This window comes from Streptococcus mitis (assembly GCF_001579035.1).
GTDB lineage: Bacteria > Bacillota > Bacilli > Lactobacillales > Streptococcaceae > Streptococcus > Streptococcus mitis_J.
This window is the reverse complement of the sequence record NZ_KQ970293.1, coordinates 23,093-32,007: the sequence shown is the minus strand read 5'-3', so window position 1 is coordinate 32,007 and position 8,915 is coordinate 23,093. Positions and strand designations below refer to the sequence as shown.

Annotated in this window: 18 protein-coding genes; 13 read left to right on the top strand and 5 right to left on the bottom strand. The window is 37.3% G+C overall.

All coding sequences use genetic code 11. The features are described 5' to 3' along the window. Window positions 1-69: 69 nt before the first annotated feature. From SMIDD26_RS10370 to SMIDD26_RS10360, 3 genes are all read right to left on the bottom strand, one after another. Window positions 70-1,215, bottom strand: coding sequence for a site-specific integrase (locus SMIDD26_RS10370; protein ID WP_061440057.1), 1,146 nt, complete (start codon window positions 1,213-1,215; stop codon window positions 70-72). A 164-nt stretch (window positions 1,216-1,379) separates the two neighbouring features. Continuing rightward, on the bottom strand, window positions 1,380-2,294 hold the full coding sequence (locus SMIDD26_RS10365) for an HIRAN domain-containing protein (protein ID WP_050240440.1): 915 nt from the start codon (window positions 2,292-2,294) through the stop codon (window positions 1,380-1,382). A 12-nt stretch (window positions 2,295-2,306) separates the two neighbouring features. Then, window positions 2,307-3,062 (bottom strand): LexA family transcriptional regulator, encoded by a 756-nt coding sequence (locus SMIDD26_RS10360; protein WP_061440056.1) that lies wholly within the window; start codon window positions 3,060-3,062, stop codon window positions 2,307-2,309. A gap of 171 nt (window positions 3,063-3,233) precedes the next feature. Between SMIDD26_RS10360 and SMIDD26_RS10355 the strand changes: the two genes are divergently transcribed. Genes SMIDD26_RS10355 through SMIDD26_RS12395 form a run of 3 tightly spaced genes read left to right on the top strand, consistent with a single transcriptional unit; the run spans window position 3,234 to window position 3,830 of the window. Then, window positions 3,234-3,440, top strand: a complete 207-nt coding sequence (locus SMIDD26_RS10355; protein WP_050216445.1) for a helix-turn-helix transcriptional regulator — start codon at window positions 3,234-3,236, stop codon at window positions 3,438-3,440. A gap of 21 nt (window positions 3,441-3,461) precedes the next feature. Beyond that, window positions 3,462-3,659 (top strand): hypothetical protein, encoded by a 198-nt coding sequence (locus SMIDD26_RS10350; RefSeq protein ID WP_001057654.1) that lies wholly within the window; start codon window positions 3,462-3,464, stop codon window positions 3,657-3,659. Window positions 3,660-3,668: 9 nt separating this feature from the next. Continuing rightward, complete coding sequence (locus SMIDD26_RS12395) at window positions 3,669-3,830, top strand: hypothetical protein (RefSeq protein WP_167747525.1); 162 nt, start codon at window positions 3,669-3,671, stop codon at window positions 3,828-3,830. Window positions 3,831-3,869: 39 nt separating this feature from the next. Here SMIDD26_RS12395 and SMIDD26_RS10345 read toward each other — a convergent pair whose 3' ends face one another. Then, on the bottom strand, window positions 3,870-4,250 hold the full coding sequence (locus tag SMIDD26_RS10345; RefSeq protein WP_061440055.1) for a hypothetical protein: 381 nt from the start codon (window positions 4,248-4,250) through the stop codon (window positions 3,870-3,872). Window positions 4,251-4,302: 52 nt separating this feature from the next. On the opposite strand from SMIDD26_RS10345, the gene SMIDD26_RS10340 reads away from it, so the two are divergent. Continuing rightward, window positions 4,303-5,013, top strand: a complete 711-nt coding sequence (locus SMIDD26_RS10340; protein WP_061440054.1) for an ORF6C domain-containing protein — start codon at window positions 4,303-4,305, stop codon at window positions 5,011-5,013. 102 nt (window positions 5,014-5,115) lie between these two features. On the opposite strand, the gene SMIDD26_RS10335 is transcribed toward SMIDD26_RS10340, so the two are convergent. After that, window positions 5,116-5,337 (bottom strand): hypothetical protein, encoded by a 222-nt coding sequence (locus SMIDD26_RS10335; RefSeq protein WP_061440053.1) that lies wholly within the window; start codon window positions 5,335-5,337, stop codon window positions 5,116-5,118. Window positions 5,338-5,455: 118 nt separating this feature from the next. Between SMIDD26_RS10335 and SMIDD26_RS12390 the strand changes: the two genes are divergently transcribed. From SMIDD26_RS12390 to SMIDD26_RS13410, 9 genes are all read left to right on the top strand, one after another. Further along, window positions 5,456-5,599: a hypothetical protein gene (locus SMIDD26_RS12390; protein ID WP_167747524.1), complete on the top strand. Its 144-nt coding sequence runs from the start codon at window positions 5,456-5,458 to the stop codon at window positions 5,597-5,599. Between the two features lie 104 nt (window positions 5,600-5,703). Continuing rightward, entirely contained in the window at window positions 5,704-5,994 is a 291-nt protein-coding gene (locus SMIDD26_RS10330) for a hypothetical protein (protein WP_061440052.1), read from the top strand. 12 nt (window positions 5,995-6,006) lie between these two features. Next, entirely contained in the window at window positions 6,007-6,327 is a 321-nt protein-coding gene (locus SMIDD26_RS10325; RefSeq protein ID WP_061440051.1) for a hypothetical protein, read from the top strand. Between the two features lie 15 nt (window positions 6,328-6,342). After that, window positions 6,343-6,681, top strand: a complete 339-nt coding sequence (locus tag SMIDD26_RS10320; protein WP_061440049.1) for a hypothetical protein — start codon at window positions 6,343-6,345, stop codon at window positions 6,679-6,681. Further along, window positions 6,674-7,483, top strand: coding sequence for a phage replisome organizer N-terminal domain-containing protein (locus SMIDD26_RS10315; protein WP_061440048.1), 810 nt, complete (start codon window positions 6,674-6,676; stop codon window positions 7,481-7,483). Before SMIDD26_RS10320 ends, SMIDD26_RS10315 begins: the two co-directional genes overlap by 8 nt. After that, on the top strand, window positions 7,471-7,629 hold the full coding sequence (locus tag SMIDD26_RS12385; protein WP_167747523.1) for a hypothetical protein: 159 nt from the start codon (window positions 7,471-7,473) through the stop codon (window positions 7,627-7,629). Before SMIDD26_RS10315 ends, SMIDD26_RS12385 begins: the two co-directional genes overlap by 13 nt. Then, window positions 7,623-8,393 carry an ATP-binding protein gene (locus SMIDD26_RS10310; protein WP_061440047.1) on the top strand — a complete coding sequence of 257 codons (771 nt, stop codon included), beginning with the start codon at window positions 7,623-7,625 and terminating at the stop codon, window positions 8,391-8,393. Before SMIDD26_RS12385 ends, SMIDD26_RS10310 begins: the two co-directional genes overlap by 7 nt. A gap of 14 nt (window positions 8,394-8,407) precedes the next feature. Further along, on the top strand, window positions 8,408-8,602 hold the full coding sequence (locus SMIDD26_RS10305) for a hypothetical protein (RefSeq protein WP_061440046.1): 195 nt from the start codon (window positions 8,408-8,410) through the stop codon (window positions 8,600-8,602). Then, window positions 8,602-8,829, top strand: a complete 228-nt coding sequence (locus SMIDD26_RS13410) for a hypothetical protein (protein ID WP_061440045.1) — start codon at window positions 8,602-8,604, stop codon at window positions 8,827-8,829. Before SMIDD26_RS10305 ends, SMIDD26_RS13410 begins: the two co-directional genes overlap by 1 nt. The last annotated feature ends 86 nt before the right edge of the window (window positions 8,830-8,915 follow it).

The following is an 8,915-nucleotide window of genomic DNA, read 5'->3' as shown; positions in this document are numbered from 1 at the left end:
TCGTTTGAAATCAGTGGGGTTTCAGTAGGTCAACTAAAATTGAATACGAAATTGAATACGACACTACTTTTAGCTTGAGCGGATAAAATCCATGAGCTGATTAACGACTTCAACACGTTGATTATCGTTGATGTGGGTATACATATCAAGGGTAGTTTGAACATTGTTGTGACCTAATCTGTCTGAAATAATTTTGGCTGTAACACCAGCTTCAAAGAGGAGAGAAGCGTGTGTATGTCTAAACCCGTGAGGCGAAATTTTTTTAAGATTATTGTGTTTACGAAAGAATCTTAAAAGTTTCACTTTCATAGTTGCAGCTAAAAGCCATCCTCCGCCATTGTTCGTAAAAATATAATTCGAATCATGTTTATAAGGCACACCAGCCTGGAAATATTCTTTTATTTGTTGACGTTTCCAGAGTTTTAATACATTCAGAGTCTCATCATCTAAGGTGATAACCCTCGTACTCCTTTTGGTTTTAGGATCCTGAACAGTTTGCTTGTCACCAATTACGACAGCTGTACGAGAAATACTTAACAACTTATTTTCAAAGTCAACATCTGACCACATGAGTCCGATAGCTTCTCCAGTTCTCAATCCTGAAAAAGCGAGTAAGTGGAAAAAAGTGTAGTCTACTGGTTTGCAATTTGCTTTGTAAACTTTAAGGAACTTGGTTAGTTCCTGCTTTGTATAGTAGTTTTCTTTGCCCTTTAAGGGTCTATTTTTAGGCTTGATAATCTTGTCTAAAGGATTTGACTTAATAATATCAAGAGAAGTGGCATACTTGAAAATACGGCTGATGACAGAGTAGTAATTGGCATAGAGGATATAGCGATTACTTAACTTGATAGCAACCTTTTGACAATAAGCTACACTGATCTGCTGGATTTTCATATCTGTAAAATACAAGTCAATCATAACATCAAGTTTTTTCTTAACGTTCTGATAGGTTGTTGGTTTCACAGTGCTCTTATAGCTATCAAGCCACAACTCAGCGACTTCAGCGAAAGTAGGGTTCTGGAAATCTTCATTATTTGAAAAACCGTTCTCTTCAACGTCTAAGAGGAGGTCACGTTCGGCAGCCTTTGCCTCTTTTATGGTTTTAAAACCACGGCGTGTTGTACGTTTTTCTTTTCCAGTGGCAGGGTCTATACCCAGATATGTTTGAAAGAGATATCTAGTCTCTCCTTTTTTTGTAAGGTATTTTTTTATCATAAAAAAGTCCTTTCTTTTCGATTGCTTGCCCGCATAGTTGAAAAGGTGTAGAACTTATGATAAACTATAGTTGTATTTTTTTATCATCCTTTCCATTGATTGCTTGATGGAAAGTTGAATCCTCACACTCAGAGTCGCCAAACTTTGCGAGTGTGGGGATTTTTTTATTTTTTAGCAAGACGCCATACTGTTAAATCTAAATAGTAAGTTAAGTTACTTTTACGAGAAACGACTCTCTCAGTTTCGATATTTAGGGTTTTATATGGTCCTCCTCTACCTGTAAGGATTGCATCATATCTGTAATTTAGATTAGAAATGTAGGATGAAACTTGTGTTGCAATCATAGCTGGTAAGTATCCGACAAAGATATTATTCACTAAAACTTTGACAGCATTTTTATCATGCGGATTTGAAGGTTCTGGTAATAGTTGAACGTCTACTGTTTTCAATTTATTGTATTTGTAAACAGGTTTATATGTTTCAAGCATATAAGATTTCAAACTCTTATTATCTTTCCCAAAATAATGGACACCCTTGGAAAGAAAATCAGCTGCAATCTCAGCTTCTTCTTGATGATAATTTGTTCCCATTAATAAGAAATCATCTCGGAAAACAATTGTATCAATCTGTGGACTGTAATTTTCAACTTTCTTCTTTTTCTCTCGCTTTGCAGTTAAACGACCAATAATGTAAGTTATAAAACCAGTAATAAACAAGAAGAAGCCGAGAGGTGGAAATAAAAATAGGAATATAGCACCTAAAAACATAAAGACAAGCCCAGCTTCTTTATATTCTTTTGGAGTGTGTTGCTTTTTGCCGTTCGAGGCAAGAATAGATTGCTGTTTGTTGTTGACCACTTTCTTCTTTCTCTTTTTGGATGATTTAAACAAATCCGAAAGTCCAAAGGTTGTCTTATGATAAACCTTGTTATACATGGCTTTCTTTGGATTTTTAACCCATCCCATCCCTTTTTTACCATAGCCAGGGATAATAGCTTTTTTAGCCTGTCTTTTCCATTTACTAGTAGTTCTAGCTTTTAAACTTCTGGTCAGACTTGGTTTTCTCATTCCTATTTTCATAAGTTTCTCCTTTTAATTTTCTATTGGCATGAAGTTTCCGACTATTTTTCCAATAATCCTTGGATCTTCGTCATATGGTGCGAATTTATCTTTATACTTGCTATTGATAGAGACGAGTCTAAGACCGTCTTTTTCTCTATAAACTTTTTTAATGTAAGTTTGGCCATCCCACTCAACTGCATAAACAGCACCATCATAGTCAAATCCTGTTTCTTTGATAAGAACGACCTCTCCATTCATGTACTTAGGTTCCATTGAGTCTCCAAAAACCCAAGAGGCAAAATCGTGGTCTAAGTCTTTGTCATAAAAAACAGTGTCATAGTTACCATCGTTGAAGTATGAGAATCCAGTACCAGCTGAAAGTTTTTCAAAAACACGGTATTCAAAAAGCTTTTCCTCAATCATAATCACTTTATTATTCTGCTCTTTTAATTGTTCATTAGCATAGTTCAGAACTTTTTGTTTTCTTGGAGTTGACAACTTTACAACTTTTTCAGTAATTTTTTGGACAAGAGGGGAAGTAGGGATTTTTACTTCTTTTACTTCTTGAGTTTTATCTTCTATTAAGTCTGATTTATTAACACCGAAATAGTCCGCAAGTAATTCTATTTTTCCTATCCGAGGATAAGTTATACCCTTTAACCAATCTCTTACAGTAGTGTATTTTAATCCTAAATCAGAACAAAGTTTATTTCTATCAACGTCTCTGCTGGTCATTAACTTTTCCAAGTTCGCAGAGAAAATTTCTTTACTTTTATTATTGCTCATTTGTATCACTCCTTTATATAGTATATATTACGGCAAAAACGCAAAAAAGTAAAGAAAAAATAAAAAAATACGATAAAAACGCAAAAAACACTTGACATTACGGTTTAACCGCATTATAATAGAGTCATAGTTGAGTCACTCAATTATAAAAAAGATAGAAAGGACTGTAAAATGCAAAAAATGACTCTAAAAACATTGAGAACTCTAAAAAATTGGAGACAAGCGGATGCAGCCGAGGCTATTGATGTCTCTGTTGATACTTGGGGAAATTGGGAAAGAGGGAAAACAGAACCTACTGTAACCCAAGCTTATCAAATCGCTACTACTTTTGGTGTGTCTATTGATGACATTATTTTTTTACACGACATTGCGGTTTAACCGCAACAAGGAGGGAACATTATGAACAACGCAGCGCAAAAAGTAACACGGATTGACAAAGATGCCTGGGAGATTGCTACGGAGCTGGCGAACGAGTACGGTGTATCTATTTGTCACATCATTAGCGAGAGCGTCCGCTACTGTGCAGAGAATGCCGAATTTAAGGAGATGGACGTTGTCGTTAAACGATTGGTAGTCGGCAGTAAGGTGCTGGAGTAGGAGGGGAAGATGGAAGAACTAGTATGGTTTTACTTTGTTGTCATAATCAATCTTATTATTGGTTTTGCCACATACTACGCTAGCAAAAGAGATAGAAAAAAGCGCATCGACGAGTATAAGAAAATACAAGATGATGAGCTTGAAAGAGTTAGAAAAAAATTTAATTTATGATTTTTTAGAAGTCTTTTGAATAAATTTTTTATTTAGGTTTTATTTGTGATTGTTAGCTTTATCAGCTAATTTTAAAGCTTTGTCCAAATCAACTTCGCCTGTAATGGTTTTGTAGATAATATCATTTATCTTCATAGCCTTGTCGGTTTCAGTATCAAGCTGAGATACTTTTTCAAGTTCTTGTAACCGTAATTCATGAGCTTGTTTGATTTTTTCAAGATCTAAGGCATGTTGCTGTTTTAGAGTATCTATCTGATGATGAAATTCTTTTTCGAGTTTTTCAACAGTATGTGAATGTTCTTTGGCTTGTTTTTCAATCTCAGCTTTATTGTTAGCTTTTGATGCGACATATGACAATAACCCTGAGATTATTGCAAGAATGATACTAATTACAGGTTGAATAAGAGCTTGATATTCCATAAGATTTCTCCAATCGTTTTATTTTGATTATACCACATTTGAAAGGAACATTATGAACGAAATTTTTAACTTTCACGGACAGGAAGTCCGTACTTTGACAATTGATGACGAGCCGTGGTTTGTCGGTAAGGATGTAGCGGATATCCTAGGATATAGCAAGGCTAGAAATGCGATTGCTCTTCACGTTGATGAAGAGGACGCCCTAAAACAGGGCATCCCTACTAGTGGTGGAACACAGGACATGATTATCATCAACGAATCTGGTCTCTACTCTCTTATCTTATCCAGCAAGTTGCCCCAGGCCAAGGAATTCAAGCGTTGGGTAACATCAGAGGTTTTACCAGCTATTCGAAAGCAGGGTGGATTTATCCGTGAGGATTTGGACGAGGATGCCTTTATCGCTCTGTTTACTGGCCAGAAGAAATTACGTGAGCAACAGGCGACCATGCTGGAAGATATTGACTATCTCAAGAGTGAGCAACCGATTCATCCTAGCTACGCTCAATCGCTACTGAAGAAGCGTAAGGCTCGTGTAGTGGCTTGCCTGGGTGGTATTGACAGTCCAGCTTATGCGGATAAGATTTTTGCTCAGTCGGTCTTTAGACAAGCTGAGATTGATTTCAAGGACCACTTCAACATTAGTCGCTATGACTTGCTACCCAAGAAGCATGCGGATGCCGCTCTAGTTTACTGGATGACTTGGGAACCAAGCACAAATACCAAGATGAAGATTATGGAACTGAACGCTTTTAGTCAAGCGTAGGGAGGGGAAAAATGAGACCAAGACGATATCCGTATAGAGGAGAAAAAGAGTCCACCTTTGTGAAGGCAGACCCTGAGTTGGTAAAAAGATTATCAGGAAATACTAATTTTCTTGAGCGTTTACAAGTTGTGTTAGCAACGAAACTGTAGTTTCTGTGCTAAGTCTATAAACAGCAAGAGTGCTGTAAAGAATGGCTTTTCTAACTTCTATATCGATAGGATATTCTTGAAATACTTCATCCAGCATATTTTCGATAGTAGGAATGGCATCATTTATGATTTCGTTAGAAACTTGTAAAACATCTTCTTTAGTAAGTTTTGCCATATAAAACTCCCTCCTTTCTATTGATTTTTTGACTAAAACGGTGAGAGGTCCTAGTCAAAATTATTATAGCAATTTAGGAGGATATTACATCAGTCTTGAGACTGATATAGGAGGTTGAATGGAAGATAAAATCATTGAACTTGCTGATTACTTCATCAGTGAATCTACAACGTACAGAGAAGCTAAAATAGCGTGTGAGAAGCTATTTAGACAAGTCAGCCATGAGATAGAACTCAGGGCGATGGAAAGTAAAACAGTTTGACAACAACGCAAAAAAAGCCTGACGGAAATCAGGTGCACACTTAAATTATTAAAACCATTATATCACAAAAATGCTTGCCCGCATAGTTGAGAGGATGTAAAAAAATGGAAGGTATAACGCTACAATTACGATTGGACGGCGAAAGTGCTGAATTGTTCACAAACCAATTACTGGCCTTTGCTGAAAAGCAGGTCAAGGCGCAGTTAGAGAATGATCGCATGCCAATCAATCAACAGGCTTTGATGAAGAGGTTCGGCTTCAATCATGGCTATATTAAGAAGTTAGAACGTAAAGGATTAAGATTTCGTAAGCAAGGGAAAGATATTATGTACGATGTCAATGATGTTTATGAGATTTTGGAATTAGAAAAAGAAGTACGAAAATTAAGAGCATAAGGAGATAGAAAAATGTTTGAACCACCGATTTTAGACCAGTTAATGGGTGTTGGAGCCTTGCTGATTGGATTTGCAGGGGCTTGCCGTCATATCAAATTGCAAGAGGAGCGTAAGGAAAAAGAAAGACGAGAAGAGCAAGAATTTGCGTCTATGATTATCCAAGTGCGTAATCATGCATATGAACGTGGTAGAGAGGACAAATGGCAAGAAATTCGCAAGAATATTCGCAGAGAGTTCAAAGGATTCACATATGACAACGAACCGCCTGTAGGATTGCGCCCTGAGCCGTTAGCTTTGCCAGAACCTAAACAGTCTGCAATCAGATTTTTGTAATGAGGAGGTCAGGAAATGGAAAGATTGATTCAATGGCTGGATGACCAGATTATGTATATCAAAGAAGCGATAGAAAAGGGATCAGATAAAAGACATTTTATTACGATTTGGGAATATGATCATAAAAATCTATTATTGGTCAAAGAATACATAACTGACTATGAAAAATTAACCAAGGACTATGAAAAACTAGTTAAGGACTATGAAAAACTAACCAAGGACAATCATGATGTGGCCTCTCAAAACCGTCTGCTCAAGCTTGAAAAACTAGAGTTAGAAGGCAGGCATATCTATGATGATATGCGGATGAAGTACCGTGCGAACCGTAGGAAGTGGGGAGCTCGGCATGTCTGAAATCAAATGGATTAAAATTACTACTGATGTTTTTGACGATGAAAAAATCTGTCTTATCGATGCACTTCCTGATCATGATGCTATTCTGGTAATTTGGTTCAAAATTCTAGTGTTGGCTGGAAAATTGAATAAAAATGGAGTTTTAGCAATTTCACCTAATTTAGTTTATACAGATGAAATGTTAGCTAATAGATTCCAAAGACCCCTCAACACTGTTAGGATGGCCTTGGGAATATTTGAACGGTTCGGTATGATTGAGGTTATTGAGGGTGTCATTACCTTGCCAAACTGGGAAAAACATCAAAACGTTGATGGAATGGAGAAAATCAAGGAACAGACACGTAACCGTGTAGCCAAATACCGCAAAAAACAGAAAAATCTTGCTCTTGGTAACGTTACAGGTAACGTTACAGTAACGGACGGTAACGCACTAGAAGAAGATAAAGAAAAGAATAAGAATAGATTAGATAAAGATAAGAATAAGAGAAGAATAACTACTACTAATAGTAGTAGTGGTCAAGAAAATATCTTAGAACTGTTTCAATCTGAATTTCGTAGACTCTTATCTGGATTTGAGATTGAAGAAATAAACCATCTCCTAAATGAGAATGATGTGGATTTGGTGAAAGAAGCATTGAAGACTGCTATTAACTCAGGAAAGCCGAACATCAAATATATTGGCGGTATTTTAAGAAATTGGGAGATGAACAATGTCACGACTGTTGAGCAAGTTCGTCAATCCGAAAAGAAGAACAAGGATAAGAAAGCAGAACAGGAGGCCAAGGACGAATGGGGGTATTAGAACTGATTGAACAATTCGAGATAGACTATTATCCGTTAAGCTACGAGAAGAAAACTCTTTTAGCAGGACAACCAATTCATCAAGTGATTACCTGCTTGTCTGAAATGGCGAGTTGGCACGAATGCGGAGGTCGTCTGTCATGGTAGACAATGTATTTGAGGAAATTGTCTTATCTTATCACAGGAATACAGAACAACAAGAAGAGTTTTGCGAAAAGCACAACATTCCTTTGATAAAGATATTGAGGACTGAGAGTGTTGTGTGCCGTATGTGTGAATCTGAGCGAATCCATGAAGAGAATCAGGCAAGAGTGAATGAACTGGCCGACGCTGAGAATGAACGAGAGAGGAAATACTATCTTGAGAAGTTTTCTCTTTATGATGAGGTTTTGAAAAATGCAACCTTGGACAATTTTGAGACACCTACTGAAAAAGAAGCGGAAAAGCTAGCTTTTGCAAGACGGATTTGTCGTGAGTGGTCTGAGGGTGCTAGGAACAACATCGTGCTTCAAGGAGAAGCTGGGACTGGTAAGAGCCATTTGGCTTTTGCGATGGTAAAAGCCTTATCTGAGTACACGAAAGAGATTGCTATTTTCATCAACGTAACTGACTTGCTGATGAAGATTAAAGCTGATTTTAGTCAGGAAGAGTTTCTGGTCAATAAAATTGCTAGTGCTAAGTTCTTGGTTTTGGATGATTTAGGAATGGAAAAAGATAGCGAATGGTCATTTACTATTCTCTACAATATCTTGAATAAGCGTTCAAACACAATCATTACCACAAATTTGATTTCTGCCGATATTCAAAAAAGATATGGCAGACCTTTCATGTCCAGACTAATGAAGGGTGTAGATAAAGACCATTTGATGGTTTTCAATGATTTGACAAACAAGCGGAAGCAATATTTTTAGAACGGAGGTGGCTGATGTTTATTTTAAAGCATGGGACAAGAGAGGATAAGCCCTTTCTGATGTCCGCAGTTATCGGTGTGACTGGCTTGGACATTTCATGTTCAGAGGAGAAGAAAGCCTTGCGGTTTGTTTCTCGTGGGGCAGCCTTACAGGTTGGCAAGGCATTGAGGGGTTCCTTTGGGAATTTTTACCCTGTTGAGGTGGAGTGATGTTAAATCTTTACTTCGTCTACAATGGACACTGCAAGTTTTACCTTGGGACGTTTGACACTGTCGACGATCTCATTGAGCAGATGGAAGACCATCAATGGGCTTTCTCAGGTATTACCAGACCAAAATTCAAAAAATACATCGGGAAAGACGATGTGAGGTTTGATTATGGTGCTGTAGATTGCTATTACTTAGCAACAAAATCAACGTGCCGCGAACCACGTTAAAAGCGAGCTAGAATATGCGTCAGACTTGGACAAATGACGTATAAAGAATTTCACTCACGCTTGCCTCGCTCACAAATTGGCAGGCG

Bases quoted from the DNA above. Each gene is read 5' to 3' on its own strand.
- SMIDD26_RS10365 (WP_050240440.1), bottom strand. From the start codon at position 2,294: ATGAAAATAGGAATGAGAAAACCAAGTCTGACCAGAAGTTTAAAAGCT.
- SMIDD26_RS10315 (WP_061440048.1), top strand. From the start codon at position 6,674: ATGTCTGAAATCAAATGGATTAAAATTACTACTGATGTTTTTGACGAT.
- SMIDD26_RS10360 (WP_061440056.1), bottom strand. From the start codon at position 3,062: ATGAGCAATAATAAAAGTAAAGAAATTTTCTCTGCGAACTTGGAAAAG.
- SMIDD26_RS10340 (WP_061440054.1), top strand. From the start codon at position 4,303: ATGAACGAAATTTTTAACTTTCACGGACAGGAAGTCCGTACTTTGACA.
- SMIDD26_RS12385 (WP_167747523.1), top strand. From the start codon at position 7,471: ATGGGGGTATTAGAACTGATTGAACAATTCGAGATAGACTATTATCCG.
- SMIDD26_RS10325 (WP_061440051.1), top strand. From the start codon at position 6,007: ATGTTTGAACCACCGATTTTAGACCAGTTAATGGGTGTTGGAGCCTTG.
- SMIDD26_RS10330 (WP_061440052.1), top strand. From the start codon at position 5,704: ATGGAAGGTATAACGCTACAATTACGATTGGACGGCGAAAGTGCTGAA.
- SMIDD26_RS13410 (WP_061440045.1), top strand. From the start codon at position 8,602: ATGTTAAATCTTTACTTCGTCTACAATGGACACTGCAAGTTTTACCTT.
- SMIDD26_RS10320 (WP_061440049.1), top strand. From the start codon at position 6,343: ATGGAAAGATTGATTCAATGGCTGGATGACCAGATTATGTATATCAAA.
- SMIDD26_RS12395 (WP_167747525.1), top strand. From the start codon at position 3,669: ATGGAAGAACTAGTATGGTTTTACTTTGTTGTCATAATCAATCTTATT.
- SMIDD26_RS10370 (WP_061440057.1), bottom strand. From the start codon at position 1,215: ATGATAAAAAAATACCTTACAAAAAAAGGAGAGACTAGATATCTCTTT.
- SMIDD26_RS10310 (WP_061440047.1), top strand. From the start codon at position 7,623: ATGGTAGACAATGTATTTGAGGAAATTGTCTTATCTTATCACAGGAAT.
- SMIDD26_RS10335 (WP_061440053.1), bottom strand. From the start codon at position 5,337: ATGGCAAAACTTACTAAAGAAGATGTTTTACAAGTTTCTAACGAAATC.
- SMIDD26_RS10355 (WP_050216445.1), top strand. From the start codon at position 3,234: ATGCAAAAAATGACTCTAAAAACATTGAGAACTCTAAAAAATTGGAGA.
- SMIDD26_RS10350 (WP_001057654.1), top strand. From the start codon at position 3,462: ATGAACAACGCAGCGCAAAAAGTAACACGGATTGACAAAGATGCCTGG.
- SMIDD26_RS12390 (WP_167747524.1), top strand. From the start codon at position 5,456: ATGGAAGATAAAATCATTGAACTTGCTGATTACTTCATCAGTGAATCT.
- SMIDD26_RS10345 (WP_061440055.1), bottom strand. From the start codon at position 4,250: ATGGAATATCAAGCTCTTATTCAACCTGTAATTAGTATCATTCTTGCA.
- SMIDD26_RS10305 (WP_061440046.1), top strand. From the start codon at position 8,408: ATGTTTATTTTAAAGCATGGGACAAGAGAGGATAAGCCCTTTCTGATG.